This window comes from Solibacillus silvestris, from assembly GCF_051967575.1.
In the GTDB taxonomy this organism is placed as follows: domain Bacteria; phylum Bacillota; class Bacilli; order Bacillales_A; family Planococcaceae; genus Solibacillus; species Solibacillus silvestris_B.
The window spans coordinates 138093-155484 of record NZ_JBQCJW010000004.1; the positions used below are offsets into that span (position 1 = coordinate 138093).

Below are 17392 nucleotides of genomic sequence, written 5' to 3' on the forward strand. Positions count from 1 at the left end.
ATGAAAATGGAGTATTTTTCTTTGGATAACCGGAAAAATTCCTCTTATTTACTCCAAAAAGAGCCACATTGCGCAAATAACCGGAAAATCTCCGGTTATTTTTCTTATTAATTTAATTAAGAGCCGGAATTTCTATCAGGGAGTGTAAATTTCGCCGACTCCAATCCAAAAGAGAAGCCCTTATTAAAAATGATAGTGGATTTTAAATAACCGTGGATTTTCCGTGCCTTTCTTTTGCACGGTGGGGTCTAATGGTGCGAAAAGTTGGCGCGGTTTGCCTGGACGGGGACAACACTTTTTTATAAAGTTATCTACATTGCCAAAATCTATAGTTTCCTTAAAAAGCACGAAAAACCGCAAGCACAGCTCCCTCAGTGCTTGCGGTTTAGCATCAACTATTAAAAACCTGTCATTTGCTGCTTTTCAAACGTTTTCCCATTGAAACTTGTCACCTTCGAACGAGACACTGTAAACAATTGATCCTCTACATATAAAAGGCGCTGCACTACATTGTACGAATCCTCATATTGTTCACCAGGACGCGCCTTTTCCATAAGGTCTGCCACAAGTTCAATGCCAGAAGTCGTCACTTTATAAATTTGGGCACCCGTTCCCTCATATTTCAGACGGTCCTCCTCATCTGTCGGCGAGTAAATCGTTACAGGGAAGCCGTAATAATTTTGGCGCGGGTCTCTGAATAAAGCTTTATGGTCATATTGAACAGAAGAGTATGTTCCGCGTCCACCGATAACAACTGCTTGCTTTTCTTTCGGATTGTTGAAATCCGTCACATCAAACAAGCTCAGCTTCATGCCCTGTGTCAGCACAACAGGCTCTTTGGCACCTTTCTCCATGCGAACTTCCGTATCATAGCCGATCCCAAGAAGATGATTTTCGCCAATCGGATGCAAATAATTGCTGAATCCCGGGATTTTCAGTTCCCCCAGCACTTTTGGAGCTTTCGGGTTTTGCGTATCGATGACAAATAGAGGATCTGTTTCCCTAAATGTTACTAAATACGCTTTGTCCCCGATAAAACGGGCCGAGTAAATGCGCTCGCCTTTTGCTAAATCATTCACCGCGCCTACTTGCTTTAAATTCGCATCCAAAATGAACAAGTGGTTTTTGGAATTCGCCTCCGTTCCCCATGCATTGCCTTCTGTCGTTGCAATACGGAAATGGCCGTCATGCTCATCCATTGAAAACTGATTCAATACAGCGCCTGTCACTTTTCCTTGCGCCGTCATTTTAACCGCTGTCTTATCAATCGAAATTTTGTAGATCGTCGTTTCATTATTTTCGCGTGCCGGCATTATGTTCGATGTCGTTTCATCAGGAGACACGATATCAACAGCCGGCCAGAAACCGTAACGATTCATCGATGCAATGTAAATCGCTTTTTCGGACATATACATTTGCCCGCTGTTCCCTAAAAAGCTCTCTGTTTTCCATTCATTGGACTTTGCATTGCTTACATCAATTGCAGATACGATCAAATAGTTCGGCTCATTGCTTTCAGGTAAAATACGGATTTTTTCGACCGGCATAATCGTTTCTTTTTTCCCGTCATACGTGGACGGACGCAATTCGACATCAGCTGTTTCCCGAAGCAGCCAATAGTTCGGCATACGGCTCGACACAACGTATAAATAGCTGCCTGACTTGCGAATATTCGTAATATCTCCATCATGCCCTACCTCGCGCACCAAAGTCGGGTTTTTCGCATCCTTCACATCATAAAAAGCAATTTTCGTTACGGTTTTCCCGTCGTAATGCGGCTCTTTTTGTGTTTGAATATATTCCGTGTACCCTACGATTAATGTATTTTCATGGAGCATTAAATGCGATGGGTAAATTTCTTTGCCGATTGTCAAACGCTTCACTACTTGTAAAGTTTGTGCATCGACAAAGACTACTTTATTATCAACAATCGTATAAATATAGCGACCGTCTGTAATCGTAATGTCTCCTTCTTCAATGCCCTCCACTTGATTGTTTGTAGTGGAATGGCTCCCCGCTTCGCTTTTAGATTCGCTCGTATCCATTGACATAGCGGATTCCTCTGTCGGCATATCGTTAAATCGATTCGACAATGCATTTTCCGAAGCTAAAAATACCCGAAAATAATCTTTCAAATCTTCCGTTGAAGCAATTTCCCCCACTTTCCTGACGACTTCAATCGCCACAGACTGATCCTGCTGCGATTTTGATTTCTTCGCGTATGCTGCTTGTTTGATTTGAAGGGCGTATTTCCCTGCCTTCAACCCGTCAACTGATAAAGTTTTCCCGCTGCTGTCAATCGAAAATTCCGCCTTCATATTTTTTCCTTTTTCATCTGTTACAACAATTGAACCATCCGTTAAACTCTTTTCCGTGATTGGCTGCTTCAGCGTAATGGAATACGTGCCCCCTTCATATAAAATACCCGTTGCCTGCGCTTCTATATTTTTAGTGAACATAACATAACCGAGCGCTAAAACAGCAGTAATTGAAGTGATAAGCCCCATGCCAAAAAGTTTGCCTATTTTCATATTAACCCCTCCATTTCCATTGTTTGTATTCAATTAGACTCAGCAAAAGAAAAAAGGTTACAGAATATTAAAATTTTTAATGAAAAGAAGTCATTTCCATTACACAAAAAACAAAACGATACAACGATAGGCATCTAGTCTGTTAGCTCTTCAATTAAACCTTCAATATAATGGAAGCAGGAATACAAAATTCATGAAATAGTGAGGAGTCTGAAGAGTTGTTTCAAGACGATCAGTTGCTTCAGTTAAAGTTCATAGTGTTGCTATAGGCAATTCTTTTTCTGATTGGGCTATATGTGTAGGTTCATTCAATAAAAAAATGGAAATAAGGTTTCAACGTTTTACAGTTTTAACCAATAAGTGAATATATAAAACTATTATGAGTCACTTTCAATTCGAGGCTCGTCTAATCTATGAAAGGAGGCGCTATGAGTGATAGATGTTGAAGCAGATTATTCAGAAGTTTCATCAGATGTAATACTGAATCAACTGATGGACGACTATGCAGCCGATTTTAAAAGAATTGCTTTCTTATATGTGAATGATTTGTCCGAATGTGAGGATATTATTCAGGAAGTTTTTATAACCTGTTATCAAAAGTTATCTAGCTTCCGGCATGAATGCAGCTATAAGACTTGGTTAATTCGTATTACTATCAATAAATGCAAGGATTATAAAAAACGTTGGAGTATAAAGAAGCTGATTTATAAGCCGATTATTTCATCCGTACTCACAGTTCCATCTGCGGAAGAACAAGTTATTAATGCACAGGCTTCAAGAAGTATGATTGAACAAATAGCCAAGCTGCCAACCAAATATAAAGAGGTACTCATCCTTTATTATTATGAGGAATTGACCATGGCCGAAATAAGCGAAATTCTCAGTATTAATATTAATACGATTAAATCAAGACTACTTCGCGGAAAGAAAATTCTTCAAAGCAAATTGGAAAGGAGAAATAGTAATGGACAAATTCGATAAACATGTGAAAGAAGAGATACGGGGATATTTGAATAAACATGTGCACTTTTCTCATGAAGAAGGTCAGCAAATTCGCAGAAAAGCAGCAAAGAAAAGCCCGGCAAAAAAGTTCCATGGAGTTTACTACACAGTTTTGGCTTCTGCTTTTGTATTGTTCACCATTCTATGCCTGCCGCTATTTAAAACTTTAAACTTTAATGGCAGCTCCCAAGCCGATTATCGTGCAATGGAAGTAAAAGTAACTGAGGAAATGAAGGCTTCTTTACATAATATCGTTAATGGAAAGGCTAATAAAAGCAGCTGGAAAATGTTGTCAAATGAAGTCACAAACCACTTACAACGATCAATAATTAACAGTCCGGAAAAGTACGAGCTTAAGAAAGCTAGTTTTAATTACTGGTCGAAAAGCGGTGGATACAAAGATTCCTATTCACCAGAGGAAATTACATTAGCTTTAAGTTTCCAAAGTCCGCAAAATTCTTACTTCACACAAATTTTTAAAGGTGAAGTTAATCTTGAAAACAACCATGACATCATAGAAAAAGCCGGGAACTGGAAACTCATCCCGGCCTCTGAAACACCTCATGGCGAAAATCAATACATCATAGCTGTTTCGGAAATAGCAGTGGATCATGAAAAATATACAATCATTGTTCAAACTTATGACCTTCATGATGATATTGATGCCGCCCCTTACTCTAAAACGGATATCCTGGATTTTACACAATCTCTGAAACCCGAATCAGCAATAAAAAATTTATTACAGATCATTCCTGATGACTAGAGCATATTTTTTGAAGTAAATTAAAATATAAGATGAATGGTAAGCTTGAAATAAAGAAAATAGCACATTTTAACAATACACAAGACGAACGGCCAGCTAACTGGGATTCTTTTCAGATAGCTGGCTTGAACATGCGCCAAATGAGTTATATATTACATCTGCTTTCCCCTTAGGATTTTCCATTTTGACGTAGTATTCTTCGGCTATCCAATATCTTCTTTCATATTTATTCAGCCTATGCTGATAATCTCCAATATACAAATCCCGATTTAACACTCGATTTTCTCTCTCTTTTTGGGGACATTCCAAAAATATAACGAAATCAAAATACTCTCTCCATTCCCGCCTTTGAATAAATACGCCTTCTATCAGTACAATGGAAAGAGGCGCTATGCATAATTTCTGTGCCGAGATATTGTCGGCTGTTTTATCGTATAACGGCAAATTCATTAATCTCCTGCCATCATATAACGACTGGAACAATTCTGTTTGCAATAATTTTATATCCCATTGAAGAAAATAGTATTCATGCCACTCTTCATATCCCGTGTTATATCGTTTGTCGGATTCAACAATATAATCATCAATATGCAGTGTTGCAACATCATATCCTTTTTCCGACAAAACTTTGCTGAGTTTCTCTACAAAAGTAGTTTTTCCAGCACCGCCCAGCCCGTCAATCCCTACGATAAATGGACGTTCATGCTGGATGGTCTTTTTTAATTGAGTCAGCAAAATATCTGAAAGACGGACTAAAGACAATAACATCCCCCTCGCTTTCTAAATTGAATCCAGTTTTCTTCCACTAAGCTGCTGCATTACTTTGTCGATACTTAACAAGTGCCAGATGTACCCACTCTTTATAAAGCTGGTCTTTCGCAAGTATTTTCCAAGGATTAAACATCGTTTGTCCATGTTTATTAAAATATAATTCTTCTCCAATATAGTAGGCAGCATGTTGGATGATGCCATTTTCATCTTGCCAGACCACGATATCTCCTTGGTGCAGTTCTTCATCCAGGAATTCCTCGTAGTGATACTGTTTCAACTTTTCAAGAAATGTTTTCTGGTGTATCCATTCATAAATAAACCACTCTTGTTCCCCTTCCGAAATAGCGTATAAAACCGCCGCTAAACAATTGGCGCCTTGGTGATAATCAAAAGTATTGGCAAATGGTTTCAGAAAACTAGGCAAAAATTTTGGCGTTTTCTCGCATTCCCCGTTATCCCACCATTCATAGACCATCGTTGCAAGTATTTGTTCTTTGGACGATTCATCAAGCTTCTCCCACATGGAACGCTGAATGACAATATGCCCATTCACTGTATAACTTGAAGGTATTTTCTCGATTTCCTGCATGAACGCGGCGGGCAGCACAAGTCCTCTTCCACATTGCACTTGCGAATTTAAAATGAATTGTTTTACCCCTTCAGCCATGCTTTCAATCCATTCCTTTTTGGCAATGATTACATATTGAGCACTCTTTATATTCCAGTATTCATAGCCGTTTACATAATTTAATTGTCCATATGTGCTATGGCTGTAAAATTCATCGATCGGCATTATCAGCACACCTGTTAAGTCGATTCCATGAGTAAGCTGTTCTTTCGAAAGGAAAAATAAATCCTTTTCCGGTACATAGCTCTCCATCCATGAAAGCAGGATTTCTTTTGTCGGTTTTATTTTCATTATGTAGTTCCCCTTTAACTGCTAATCTCGCTGCACTAAATATCATTCGCTTCTTTTGAAACATCCTTGCTTTCCCGAATAATAAGCTGTTTTAACTTCATTTCTTAATCTACACATAAATATTAACGTAAATTCCCAGCAATAAGTCATGCTTCCCTCGTTTGGAAAATCGCTCCGAAAAGATGATTAGGGAGCAATTTACCTAGTCGTTTTTAAAAGAATATATTAGTCAATTAAATCATTGATTGCGAAAATCGAATTTATCGTTAAGAACATCAAGAGTATGCCCGTTGATCATGACTGTGGAATTATCCAGCCACTCGATATTCGCGCTTGATTCACGATAGTTCCAATAGATGTTTTTCGTTTTGCCATTGCGCTTATTAAACACCAATTCGCCTCTTACGGCATCCGCGCTCAAGCCTGTACTCGATACATATGCCCTCAAAGTATACGTCCCATCAGGAGATATTTCTTCGGTAAGATACTCGCCTGCCGGTAACCGCTTCATATCGAAAAATGCCCAATACACGCCATATCCCGTTAAACATATAAATAAAAAGCCAATGATAAAAGCAAACTTAAGCATTCTATTTCCAATCAGCTTTTCTATGATTTTCCCAGCTATAAAACACTCCCCCTTTTTCCAATGCATTATTGGATGAATATGTTAACTGGACCTTTCTATAATAGACTCATTAGTTTGACGAAAGTTCCTATGTAGGTAAATTATTGTAAGGATTATTCTTAATTTGATTTAAGTTAGTACACCTAGAATTTCAAAAAAACGGTTGCACAATATTTCACTCCATGTATATAATGTTATTATAGTGTATATACATTATATGAGGTGATTAATTATATGTAAATTGGTCTTCGATGACAAATCATGTTATGGCTATACTGTTTCATTAAAGAAAGAGTTACATGACATTAGTTCAAGTATGTTTTTAAAAAGTAAAGAAGAGGGATTGGCATGCAAATAATAATTTCCAACAGTTCAAAGGAACCGATTTACGAACAAATTACGAGTCAAATTAAATCGTCTATTTTAGCAGGTGAACTACAGGAGGGTGCAGCAATACCTTCCATGCGCAATCTTGCAAAGGAACTGAAAATTAGTGTTATAACAACGAAACGCGCCTATGAGGAATTGGAGAAGGCGGGCTTTATCTATTCCATTGTCGGAAAAGGTTCTTTTGTTGCAGAGCAAAATTTAGAAGTTATAAGAGAAAAGAAGCTGAAGGTCATCGAGGAGCAAATGAGTGCGGTCATAACGAACAGCAGAGAAATAGGCCTTTCACTTGATGAACTGCAGGACTTATTAAAGATTTTATATGAGGAGTGAAATAAATGGAGAATGTAGTTGAATTTACAAATGTAACGAAAAAATTTAAAGATTTTTCCGTCAAGAATATTAATTTACAAGTAAAGCAAGGCTTTGTAACGGGGTTCATTGGAGCAAATGGTGCCGGTAAGTCAACAACGATAAAAATGATGATGAATCTCCTAAGACCAGATGTCGGGGAAATTAAGCTTTTCGGATTGGACTACATGAAACATGAGAAGGCGATTAAGGAGCGTATAGGGTTTGTGTATGATGGCAATGTGTTTTTTGAAGGTCTGAACTTAAAAGATATAAAACGCATCGTAGCACCAGCCTACAAACAATGGGATGATGCACTATTTTATCAGTATGTTGAAAAATTCGAATTACCGCTTAATAAAGCAATGAAAACTTTCTCGAAAGGAATGCAAATGAAGGCATCATTGGCGATAGCACTATCACATCATGCGGAGCTTATTATTATGGATGAGCCAACAGCAGGCTTAGACCCCATCTTTAGACGAGAACTGTTGGATCTATTACAAGAATTAATGATTGATGGAAATCGTACCATCTTCTTCTCTACGCATATTACAACGGATTTAGACCGTATCGCAGATTATATCGCTTTTATTCAGAGCGGGGAATTAGTATTTAATCAGTCCATTCACGACGTAGCCGGAAACTATGCGCTTGTCAAAGGAGGATTGGACCTTCTGGATCGAGACACTGAAAAGGCATTTATTCATGTTCATCGTGCAACAACAGGATTTGAAGCATTAACGGATAATATTAAAGGAGTACAAAGAATCTTCGGAGACACCGTTGCCATTGACCAAGCCTCTCTGGAGGATATCATGTATTACTTGAAAGGAGGAATACAGCATGTTTAATCTTATTAGACGCGATGTCATACTACAGAAAAAACAGCTATTACTTTTTATTCCTTTTGTCATTTTCTTTATTATAATGGAAGCGAATCCAGCTTTGATTTTCCTCGTTGCGAGTCTTATTATTCCCTTTAACACATATGCTTACGATGAAAAGGCAGAGACGAACATATTATTAAACTCCTTGCCTTACACACGTACGGAAATTATCGCATCACGCTATCTCGGTGCTATTATTTATATGGTTTCAGCAATCGGAGTGACAAGTCTCACATTATTTGTTTTCAATAAACCTTTTACACTGACACATATTGCAATTGGTTGTAGTTTATTTTTATTATTTGCTTCCTTTACCTTCCCATTATTTTATATATTTAAACCAGGTTATATTTTTCCGGCTGTTATGATTGGTTTTCTTCTTTCAGCAGCGATAGGACCAGCTATTATGTTATTTTTAGCTGACCAATTGACAGTAATAAAGGATTTTATTATTAATTTATCCGTCCCTGCTTTATATACAGGAGCCACAATTGTCGTCATCATAGTATATGTTAGTTCCTGGTGGGTTACCAATAGCATTTACCAGCGAAAAGCGTTCTAGGCAGGTTCACTTTATTATTAATAAATCAAGCCAACTTTACTGAGTATATGTTAAGATTGCATTGCTTTAGAAATAAAACAGTGATGAGCATAGGGACCATTTTAGCACCATTGGCATTAAATATAGGGACCATTCCATTAGTCTTCTATTCGCTCTCTGGTATAGCAGAGAGAGCAAGCATTTTTTCCGTCGACAAATACCGTGGCCAAATCATAGTTTAAAGCACCGAAAATAACCGCAAAACACTTTACAACGAGTGTTTTGCGGCTATTTTTAAAGACATGTTTCCCCCGCTTTTAATATTCCATCTCTAGTCGGCTTTTCACTCTTTCGACCATTTCATGCTTCCCGGATTGCATCGCGTCATAAAAGTCGCCATGCCCCGTGTAATCATAGAAATCCCTCGAAATAAAGCGCGTTGCCTGCAAAATCTGCTCCAAATCAGCAGCATCTTCTTCTGATAGCGATAGGCTCTGCTCATAATTCATTAAATACATATCCGCATCAAATAATCGATCTTCCCACTCATGATGCACTGTATATCCGCTGAAAAACAGATCTTTTATATTTCGGAATTCATAAAAAATTTTTCTGAAGTCATCTATGTTTTCCTCAGTCAAAGGTTGGCTGAAGTCCCATTCCAGAAGTTCTTCCACCGTATCTCTCAAAATAAAATTCGCGTATGTATATTGCGTACTAAGCTGATCTTCCAGTGCATCCACCTGATCATTTGCCGGGTGAACGAACCAGATTGCCGCATATAAAATTACCGCACCTAAGAAGCCGGCAATATACTTCCACTTAACCATCCCTATCACACTCCAACACTTCAAATAATATTCTGAATATAATCTTTCATTCCATATTATACAATTCTATCTATGGAATAAATATAAAAAGCACTCCCTCAAACCGATTCTGATATGTTTGGCACTGCATTTATTAAAGTTATTTAATCCTTTTTCTTTTATTTTCTTCACCTTTAAACATGAATCTTATCCCTTTCCATGCAAGTGCCTCATCTTCATACCGAGGCAAAATATGCAAATGAGCGTGGGGTATAATTACCTGTTACCTAAAATGAGTCTCTCACCATGCAATGAAAAAAGGATGATTATCTTTATCTAAACATTTTAAAAGCTCTTCTTTAAAGCAATCATTTTTTATCAGTTTTAATGCCTCATCAATGCAAAAAAAACCGACTTCCAAGCTTTCTTCACTTGTTCTCAAACTTCCATTTATAGGTATACCTAACCACCACATATTGCATATATTCCCTTTCAACTGTTGTGAGATTCCGCAAAATTCAATAATATCGACGTTTAGTCCTGTTTCCTCTTTGACCTCTCTAATTACAGCATTTTTTATATTTTCATTTTCTTCTACTATCCCGCCTGGTAATTCCCATCCCCTCCAAGGATCTTTTTTTAATAAAATTCTCTTATATTCATCAAGAATTACCGCACCTGATGTAATAATAAATTTATTCATAGAATCCACCACCTGCGATATCATTATCTATATTGAAACAAGCTGCGTTAAAAACTAAAAAACACTGCACTTTTTTTACTGATACTACAAATCCTTTTTCATTGTCCAGGAAACGCCTTTATCTTGATGCACTTTTTCAAATTCGCCCTTTTCGTACATTAGCAATGCTGTCTCGTTGTGAGGATCAACGCTCAATGATAAAGCCGAGTAACCAATAGAACGAGCATAAACAATCATTTTTGACAACAGGTGCCTCCCGATTCCTTGACCCCTATGCTGGGACATAATTGCCATTCCAAGTTCAGGCGTTTCATCGTCTATAAAGCCATAGCCCGCTTCTTCAGTATTGAATAATCTTATCCAAACTGCCCCTAGCGGATTATTATCGCCATCCAATGCGATAAATGCATGTTCATCTTTCCTACCCCAATTTTCGAGGTATTTTGCTATATTCGGTTCCCTCAGTAGAATTTCTCGACTTGACACATATTGCTCATCAGGAACATATATAGACTAATACAGCATTTCCCACAAGAACGGCATATCCCTCTCTTCGAATGGTCTGATTGAATAACCCACAATGTTCACTCCTTAAGAATTTTTTTAAACCGTAATTCAATTATTCTGCCTCATTAGCATTAACAATCATTATTCTATTTAGTTAGTAATCCCCCTGTAATATGACTATTAAAAAAAGCGAAAAGGTGTATAAAACCCTCTCGCCTTCCCTTTAGACTGCTATTCAAATGGCCAGCCCGGCAGCATGCAGCGCAATTTTTTGTCCTCACGCTTGCCGAGCACATAATCCGCTTGCATCATTGTATGAATTTCGCGTGTCCCTTCATAAATGACAGGCGCTTTAGAGTTCCGCAAATAGCGGGCAACAGGATACTCATCCGAATATCCATAGGCACCGTGGATTTGTACGGCATCATCCGCAGCTTTATTCGCAAAATCGCATGCTTGCCATTTTGCGAGCGAAGTTTCGCGTGTATTGCGCACTCCTTTATTTTTCAGTTCTCCCGCACGGTATACAAGAAGACGGCTCATTTCATACCCTGCTTCCATTTTTGCGAGCATTTGGCCGACTAGCTGGTGGTCACCGATTGGCTTTCCGAAAGTCTCACGCTCTTTACAATATTTTACGCTCGCCTCAATACAAGCCTGCAATAAGCCGACAGCACCCGCTGCTACTGTAAAACGCCCATTATCAAGTGCGGACATCGCAATTTTAAAACCTTCCCCTTCTTCACCGAGCAAGTTTTCTGCCGGAATTTTTACATCCTCAAAAAATAACTCGCCCGTATTCCCTGCGCGAATGCCATATTTCCCTTTAATCGCCTTTGAACTAAAGCCTGCCCACTGCCGTTCAACGATAAAAGCTGAAATGCCATGATGGGATTTCTTTTTGTCCGTATAGGCAAAAACGATGAAATGGTCCGCAATATCACATAAGGAAATCCATGTTTTCTGACCGTTTAAAATATAATAGTCACCATCACGCTTCGCATATGAATTCATCGCCGCGACGTCCGATCCTGCACCTGGTTCTGTTAACCCGAATGCGCCTATTTTCTCGCCTTTTGCTTGCGGTATTAAATACTTTTCCTTCTGCGCTTCCGTTCCCCATTGCATCAGTGTCATGCTGTTCAAACCTGTATGGACGGAAACCGCGGTACGAAATGCCGTATCACCGCGCTCCAGCTCTTCACATACAATCGCAAGTGAATTGTAATCCATACCTGCACCGCCGTAATTTTCCGGAACACAAACACCCATCAATCCGAGCTGGCCAAGTCGGCGCCAAATTTCCGGGTCAAATCCTCCATTAGCATCCCATTCAGCAATATGCGGTATAATTTCCGCATCCACAAATTGGCGAACCGTTTTACGTAAAAGTGCCTGTTCTTCCGTAAATTCGAAGTTCATAAAATCACTCCTACCATTTTACAATCATCGATGAACGGTGTGATGTTTCCTTAATGTCGACACCGCGCTTTGTCATTTCTCTAATAAATTCACGGCCCGGCACTACCGACTCAGGGGCAAATACTCCACGCTCCGTAATCATGCCCTTCCCTATCATTTGGGCAACGACTGAAATCGTACTAGCCGTCGCGCGTGCCATCGCCGTGACATTTTGTTCTAGATTTTTGCGCACGACCATTTCATATTCATACGTAATTTGCTCTTCCGATTTTTCGCCGGAAATAATGGCACGCAATAGCACGGCATCGATTTTTTTGCCTAAATCCAATTTTTTCTTTAGAACTTCCCTCGTTACTTCACGCACATTGACTTCATGCCCGCCAGCTTCCACTGTATTGGTTTTATCCAGGAACCCTAAATCCGCAAGCAATTTAAATTGCTCTGCATGCCCTTTATAGCGAATAGTTTTATATTCAAGTGTTTTCACATCCGGGAATGTTTTGTATAAAGTCGATATTCCGCCTGATGTATAAAACGCTTCCAGAACACCAAATTCATCAAAGTAGATCGGCTCGATTCCTGTTAAAGACTCGACCTCTGATAAAATGCCTTTTTGAATCATTTTAGATGGCTCCGTGTAATGGTCAAATACGCCATCCAGCGAGAAAACGCGTGTATAATGCAGTGGCGGCTTTGGCTCTGTAGGGATGCCGCCTACATATAATTTAATCGATTCTACCTTATCAAGCTTTGTAGCACCATATCCCGTCAAAATATTGACCATCCCCGGCGCCACCCCTAGATCTGGAATGATTGTCACGCCTTTTTCTGCGGCTAAATCATTCAGCTGTAAAATCGACTCTGTAATCCCTCCAATATGACCGCCTAAATCAACCGCATGCACCCCTGCATCAATCGCCGCTTTTGCTACACGCTCATTAAATGTATAGAACAGTGCATTAACGACTACATCGCCGCGCGCTATCACTTCCCGCAAATCTTCATCACAATCCGCATCAAGCTGTACGACCTCTACCTTATTTGTATTTAAAGTATCGACAAATTCCTTTGCATTATCGACTGACACATCCGCCAGAAATACTTTTTCCACTTCTTCACTGCCGACTAAATCGCGTGCAACTTCCTTTCCCATCAAACCCGCACCTAACACTACTACTTTCATGTACACATCCCCTTTGTTTGTAAAGTAAAGTAATATATGACCATTCGCTAATGCGAAAAATCAAGCGTTATTATCGATTTGAGCACGTTGCAGCTTGCCGCTATAATCAACATATATGCTCTTCCATTCCGTATACACATCCAATGCGGCCTGCCCTGAATCGCGGTGGCCGTTTCCAGTGCCTTTCGTGCCTCCAAACGGCAAATGGATTTCAGCACCCGTTGTGCCGGCATTGACATATACAATTCCCGTATCAAGCAATTGCTGTGCCTTGAAGATTTTGTTTACGTCCTGCGAGAAAATCGAACTGGATAATCCAAATTTCACGTTGTTATTCACTTCAATTGCCTCTTCCAAACTACTAACCTCAATTATACTAATGACAGGGCCGAAAATTTCCTCCTGCGCCAATATGCTCGTTGCTTCCACATCCGTGAATATTGTCGGTGCAAAATAATGGCCATTCGCCAGATCGCCATCCGTCAATATTTCCCCGCCTAGAAGCAAGTTTGCGCCTTGCTGTTTGCCAATCTGTACATAATGATTTATTTTTTCGAGCGCCGCTTTATTAATGACCGGCCCTACTTTTATCGCCGGATCCAATCCGTTCCCGACCGTCAGCTGCTTAGCCGCTTCCACAAGACGCTGTTCCAATTCCTGTTTTACATCTTTATGCACAATCACCCGGCTACATGCTGTACAACGCTGACCTGCAGTACCAAAGGCGCTCCATAAAATTCCTTCCAATGCTAAATCCAAATTCGCATCGTCCATTACAATGACTGCATTTTTCCCGCCCATTTCAAGCGAGACTTTTTTCAGATGCTTCCCGCCAAGCTCCGCTACTTTGCTGCCGGTAGTCGTGGAGCCCGTAAATGAAATAATGCGTATATCGGGATGCTCGACGATCGCCGTCCCCACTGTAGGCCCTGAGCCGAATACAATGTTCACAACCCCTGGCGGCAAACCGGCCTCTTCAAAAATTTTTGCTAGTTCATAAGCCATAAAAGGTGTTTCATTCGATGGTTTCCACACAACTGTATTCCCTGCCACGAGGGCGGGAAAAGCCTTCCATGTAGCAATTGCGATCGGGAAATTCCATGGCGTGATAAGCCCCGCTACCCCGATTGGCGCACGCACGCTCATCGCAAATTTATTCGGCAGCTCCGAAGGGACAGTCTCACCGAATAAGCGTCTTCCTTCCGCTGCCATATAAAGTGCCATATCAATACCTTCCTGCACTTCGCCACGCGCTTCCTCAATCACTTTACCCATTTCCTTAGTCAATGTTTGCGCAAGCTGCTCTTTTTTTTCTTTTAGTTTAAATGCAATTTCATATAAATAATCCGCACGCTTTGGGGCAGGGACGAGCGCCCAACTTCTTTGTGCTTCTTTCGCCTTTTTCGCGGCTAATTCGACCTGTGATTTTGTCGAAAGTGGTATCGTCCCTAACTGTTCACCATTTGCGGGATTTATAACAGGCATCGTTTGTAATGAAGCATCTTCTATCCACTCTCCACCAATAAAATTTAACAGTTCCATTTCCCCACCTCACAAATTCTCATTTACCCTTTATTCATTCGACATTTTCTACTTTATTCCCTTTTTTCCTCGAAAAGAATATACAATGAGTACAATTTTATGGAACATTGGATTAAACAATCTCATTTATTTTTGAAACTTTTGAATTTTTCAAGCGTATGTATGGATGTATATAATAATTTAAATTTTAAGGGGACATGGAAAATGAAAAATCACGAAATTGATTACGTATTATATGGCGACGATATGCAGTTCGTAGAGGTGGAGCTTGACCCTCAGGAAACGGTCGTTGCTGAAGCGGGCAGTTTAATGATGATGGAGGATCAAATCCAAATGGAAACAGTATTTGGTGACGGTTCCGCAAACCAAGGCTCCGGTCTTATGGGGAAACTATTAGGTGCAGGAAAACGTTTAATAACAGGCGAAAGTTTGTTCATGACGACGTTTACGAACAATGGTTCCGGCAAGCGCAAAGTATATTTCGCATCACCATATCCAGGTAAAATTATTCCTATGGACCTAAGCCAGTTAAACGGGAAAATCATCTGTCAAAAAGACGCTTTTTTAGCGGCTGCCAAAGGGGTTTCTGTCGGCGTTGAATTCCAAAGAAAATTAGGCACAGGCTTCTTCGGCGGTGAAGGCTTCATCATGCAAAAGCTTGAAGGCGACGGCATGGCTTTCGTCCATGCAGGAGGAACAATTTACGAACGCAGACTCCACCCAGGCGAAACATTGCGTATTGACACAGGTTGTTTAGTCGCAATGACACAGGATGTACGCTATGATATCGAAATGGTAAGCGGTATTAAAACAGCTTTATTCGGTGGTGAAGGGCTATTCTTCGCAACACTTTCCGGCCCTGGGACAGTTTGGGTGCAGTCATTGCCATTTAGCCGCTTAGCAAGCCGCGTATTCGCAGCTGCCCCAGTTTCACAAGGCGGCGGTGGCCGAGGCTCGGATGAGGGCGGCATCGGCGGTTTATTCGATATGTTCAATAAATAAAAGCTAAAGGCTGCAGTAAAAGTCCAAATCGACTTTTACTGCAGCCTTTCCTCTCTTACACGGACTCCGCGAAAAAGCATCCCAAAATGACTTTTCGGATGCCCTCAATTCCATATTTAAAACGTTTGTATCGTTTCTTCCAGTTTGCTTGCCGCATGCTCGAGCGATTTTGTCGATTGCCCGATTGTTGCAACAATATCCTTTAAATCCCGTACTTGCTTGCCGACATGTTCAAAATCATCAATCGTCATCTCCACAGCGCTTGAAATTTTCTCGAACGCCACTAATGACTGCTCATTTTGGGTAATGCCATTTTGGACCAATGTTTGAATATGATGAATTGCTTCAACCACTTCCGATGTCACATTGCTTGAATCGGCTATTAATCTCGCAATTTGTTCAACGGATGTCTTTGTTTGATCTGCCAGTTTGCGCACTTCATCCGCAACAACGGCAAAGCCTTTCCCATGCTCTCCGGCGCGTGCAGCCTCAATCGCCGAGTTTAATGCTAGCAGATTCGTTTGGCCGGCGATTCCTTTTACAATTTCGATGACAGCGTAAATTTCCGTCGAAGAAGAATTCAATGCTTCAATCATGTGCGACATTTCAATCGTTTTTTCATTAATTTCGCTCGATTGTTTCGTGACTAGCAGCATTTGCTCATAGCCTTCTTTTGAAGCATTTTTCGTTCCTGTCGCATCTTCAATACTGTTATGTACATAGTGGTCGACCGTATTTGTGTTATCGATCAGAGCGGAAACCGTATTATTCGTGTTTCGGGATTGTCCCTCAAGCTCCTTCGATATATTACCGACAATTGACTTCACTTCTTGTTTCACCAAATTTTGCTGCTCTTCCTGAATTGCCGCCGATACTTGTTCATATTCTTCCAGTACAAGCTGTTGTTCAAAATTGCATACTTTACTGATCGCATCAATCGTTTTCTGTTTATATGCCGGTGGATAATCCAGTGAATAAATCACCTGACGCAAGCTCGATTCCAGCTTATGGAAGGCTGCCAAATACCATTTAGTCGTCAAACCAATTCGGACATGCATTAAGGAAACTTTACGGCGGTTTTCAAGATATTTATCGTCAATCCGGCCTTCCAGCATTTCTACAATATGATGCCGCAGCGTTTGGCGAAGCCGTTCGGACGTACTGTTTTTACTAATAATTTCGCTAAATTGCGGGACGGATTCCAACGTTGAATAAAAAGCCTGGACCACCTCCAAAAGCCGAACTTCGACATGTGGCTTCAAACGTCGAATGAAACGCAAATCTTCTACCGTTAATCCGATAATATCCATTTGTAAAAGGCGATTCTTATCCTGAATAAAAATCCCAACATTTCGAAAATCTACTTCCGGCTCTATTTCTTCGGTTTTTCTTTTAAAAGAAAACACAATTTCACCCTCTACTTAGTCATAATACTACTTAA

General features: G+C 40.1%; 17 protein-coding genes. 6 read left to right on the forward strand and 11 right to left on the reverse strand.

What is annotated here, in order from left to right:
* Positions 1–398 precede the first annotated feature (398 nt).
* Complete coding sequence (locus tag ACTHOQ_RS04105) at positions 399–2531, reverse strand: beta-propeller domain-containing protein (RefSeq protein ID WP_440494396.1); 2133 nt, start codon at positions 2529–2531, stop codon at positions 399–401.
* 432 nt (positions 2532–2963) lie between these two features.
* On the opposite strand from ACTHOQ_RS04105, the gene ACTHOQ_RS04110 reads away from it, so the two are divergent.
* Together ACTHOQ_RS04110 and ACTHOQ_RS04115 are read left to right on the forward strand one after the other, a co-directional pair.
* Positions 2964–3512: a sigma-70 family RNA polymerase sigma factor gene (locus ACTHOQ_RS04110; protein ID WP_440494397.1), complete on the forward strand. Its 549-nt coding sequence runs from the start codon at positions 2964–2966 to the stop codon at positions 3510–3512.
* The gene (locus ACTHOQ_RS04115; RefSeq protein WP_440494398.1) at positions 3496–4296 is read left to right on the forward strand and encodes a hypothetical protein; all 801 of its coding nucleotides are present in this window, start codon (positions 3496–3498) and stop codon (positions 4294–4296) included. The genes ACTHOQ_RS04110 and ACTHOQ_RS04115 overlap by 17 nt, the downstream gene beginning before the upstream one ends.
* Before the next feature lie 96 nt (positions 4297–4392).
* Here the strand turns inward: ACTHOQ_RS04115 and ACTHOQ_RS04120 are convergent, their stop codons facing one another.
* The 3 genes from ACTHOQ_RS04120 to ACTHOQ_RS04130 form a co-directional block, all read right to left on the reverse strand.
* Positions 4393–5064 carry a kinase gene (locus ACTHOQ_RS04120; protein WP_440494399.1) on the reverse strand — a complete coding sequence of 224 codons (672 nt, stop codon included), beginning with the start codon at positions 5062–5064 and terminating at the stop codon, positions 4393–4395.
* Between the two features lie 37 nt (positions 5065–5101).
* Positions 5102–5986, reverse strand: a complete 885-nt coding sequence (locus tag ACTHOQ_RS04125; RefSeq protein ID WP_440494400.1) for a hypothetical protein — start codon at positions 5984–5986, stop codon at positions 5102–5104.
* A 238-nt stretch (positions 5987–6224) separates the two neighbouring features.
* Positions 6225–6575 (reverse strand): DUF5412 domain-containing protein, encoded by a 351-nt coding sequence (locus ACTHOQ_RS04130; protein WP_440494401.1) that lies wholly within the window; start codon positions 6573–6575, stop codon positions 6225–6227.
* A 387-nt stretch (positions 6576–6962) separates the two neighbouring features.
* Here ACTHOQ_RS04130 and ACTHOQ_RS04135 point away from each other — a divergent pair, with 387 nt between their 5' ends.
* From ACTHOQ_RS04135 to ACTHOQ_RS04145, 3 genes are read left to right on the forward strand one after another with little or no spacing between them, the layout of a single operon-like run.
* Positions 6963–7334: a GntR family transcriptional regulator gene (locus tag ACTHOQ_RS04135; RefSeq protein ID WP_440494402.1), complete on the forward strand. Its 372-nt coding sequence runs from the start codon at positions 6963–6965 to the stop codon at positions 7332–7334.
* A 5-nt stretch (positions 7335–7339) separates the two neighbouring features.
* Complete coding sequence (locus tag ACTHOQ_RS04140; protein WP_440494403.1) at positions 7340–8206, forward strand: ABC transporter ATP-binding protein; 867 nt, start codon at positions 7340–7342, stop codon at positions 8204–8206.
* Positions 8199–8804 (forward strand): ABC-2 transporter permease, encoded by a 606-nt coding sequence (locus ACTHOQ_RS04145; protein ID WP_440494404.1) that lies wholly within the window; start codon positions 8199–8201, stop codon positions 8802–8804. The genes ACTHOQ_RS04140 and ACTHOQ_RS04145 overlap by 8 nt, the downstream gene beginning before the upstream one ends.
* 296 nt (positions 8805–9100) lie before the next feature.
* On the opposite strand, the gene ACTHOQ_RS04150 is transcribed toward ACTHOQ_RS04145, so the two are convergent.
* From ACTHOQ_RS04150 to ACTHOQ_RS04175, 6 genes are all read right to left on the reverse strand, one after another.
* On the reverse strand, positions 9101–9613 hold the full coding sequence (locus tag ACTHOQ_RS04150) for a hypothetical protein (protein WP_440494405.1): 513 nt from the start codon (positions 9611–9613) through the stop codon (positions 9101–9103).
* A 280-nt stretch (positions 9614–9893) separates the two neighbouring features.
* The gene (locus ACTHOQ_RS04155) at positions 9894–10295 is read right to left on the reverse strand and encodes an NUDIX hydrolase (RefSeq protein WP_440494406.1); all 402 of its coding nucleotides are present in this window, start codon (positions 10293–10295) and stop codon (positions 9894–9896) included.
* A gap of 84 nt (positions 10296–10379) precedes the next feature.
* The gene (locus tag ACTHOQ_RS04160) at positions 10380–10781 is read right to left on the reverse strand and encodes a GNAT family N-acetyltransferase (protein WP_440494407.1); all 402 of its coding nucleotides are present in this window, start codon (positions 10779–10781) and stop codon (positions 10380–10382) included.
* 252 nt (positions 10782–11033) lie between these two features.
* Positions 11034–12224: an acyl-CoA dehydrogenase family protein gene (locus tag ACTHOQ_RS04165; protein ID WP_440494408.1), complete on the reverse strand. Its 1191-nt coding sequence runs from the start codon at positions 12222–12224 to the stop codon at positions 11034–11036.
* Between the two features lie 10 nt (positions 12225–12234).
* Positions 12235–13407 (reverse strand): saccharopine dehydrogenase family protein, encoded by a 1173-nt coding sequence (locus ACTHOQ_RS04170; RefSeq protein ID WP_440494409.1) that lies wholly within the window; start codon positions 13405–13407, stop codon positions 12235–12237.
* Between the two features lie 60 nt (positions 13408–13467).
* Positions 13468–14949: an aldehyde dehydrogenase family protein gene (locus ACTHOQ_RS04175; RefSeq protein WP_440494410.1), complete on the reverse strand. Its 1482-nt coding sequence runs from the start codon at positions 14947–14949 to the stop codon at positions 13468–13470.
* A gap of 204 nt (positions 14950–15153) precedes the next feature.
* On the opposite strand from ACTHOQ_RS04175, the gene ACTHOQ_RS04180 reads away from it, so the two are divergent.
* A complete protein-coding gene (locus ACTHOQ_RS04180; protein WP_440494411.1) occupies positions 15154–15951 on the forward strand; it encodes a TIGR00266 family protein in 798 nt (265 codons plus the stop codon).
* 116 nt (positions 15952–16067) lie between these two features.
* Here ACTHOQ_RS04180 and ACTHOQ_RS04185 read toward each other — a convergent pair whose 3' ends face one another.
* On the reverse strand, positions 16068–17357 hold the full coding sequence (locus tag ACTHOQ_RS04185) for a protoglobin domain-containing protein (RefSeq protein WP_440494412.1): 1290 nt from the start codon (positions 17355–17357) through the stop codon (positions 16068–16070).
* Positions 17358–17392: the final 35 nt, after the last annotated feature.

Coding starts and splice junctions, on each gene's coding strand:
- ACTHOQ_RS04115 (WP_440494398.1), top strand. CDS start 3,496: ATGGACAAATTCGATAAACATGTGAAAGAAGAGATACGGGGATATTTG.
- ACTHOQ_RS04145 (WP_440494404.1), top strand. CDS start 8,199: ATGTTTAATCTTATTAGACGCGATGTCATACTACAGAAAAAACAGCTA.
- ACTHOQ_RS04130 (WP_440494401.1), bottom strand. CDS start 6,575: ATGCTTAAGTTTGCTTTTATCATTGGCTTTTTATTTATATGTTTAACG.
- ACTHOQ_RS04170 (WP_440494409.1), bottom strand. CDS start 13,407: ATGAAAGTAGTAGTGTTAGGTGCGGGTTTGATGGGAAAGGAAGTTGCA.
- ACTHOQ_RS04105 (WP_440494396.1), bottom strand. CDS start 2,531: ATGAAAATAGGCAAACTTTTTGGCATGGGGCTTATCACTTCAATTACT.
- ACTHOQ_RS04140 (WP_440494403.1), top strand. CDS start 7,340: ATGGAGAATGTAGTTGAATTTACAAATGTAACGAAAAAATTTAAAGAT.
- ACTHOQ_RS04120 (WP_440494399.1), bottom strand. CDS start 5,064: ATGTTATTGTCTTTAGTCCGTCTTTCAGATATTTTGCTGACTCAATTA.
- ACTHOQ_RS04155 (WP_440494406.1), bottom strand. CDS start 10,295: ATGAATAAATTTATTATTACATCAGGTGCGGTAATTCTTGATGAATAT.
- ACTHOQ_RS04150 (WP_440494405.1), bottom strand. CDS start 9,613: ATGGTTAAGTGGAAGTATATTGCCGGCTTCTTAGGTGCGGTAATTTTA.
- ACTHOQ_RS04175 (WP_440494410.1), bottom strand. CDS start 14,949: ATGGAACTGTTAAATTTTATTGGTGGAGAGTGGATAGAAGATGCTTCA.
- ACTHOQ_RS04165 (WP_440494408.1), bottom strand. CDS start 12,224: ATGAACTTCGAATTTACGGAAGAACAGGCACTTTTACGTAAAACGGTT.
- ACTHOQ_RS04180 (WP_440494411.1), top strand. CDS start 15,154: ATGAAAAATCACGAAATTGATTACGTATTATATGGCGACGATATGCAG.
- ACTHOQ_RS04125 (WP_440494400.1), bottom strand. CDS start 5,986: ATGAAAATAAAACCGACAAAAGAAATCCTGCTTTCATGGATGGAGAGC.
- ACTHOQ_RS04135 (WP_440494402.1), top strand. CDS start 6,963: ATGCAAATAATAATTTCCAACAGTTCAAAGGAACCGATTTACGAACAA.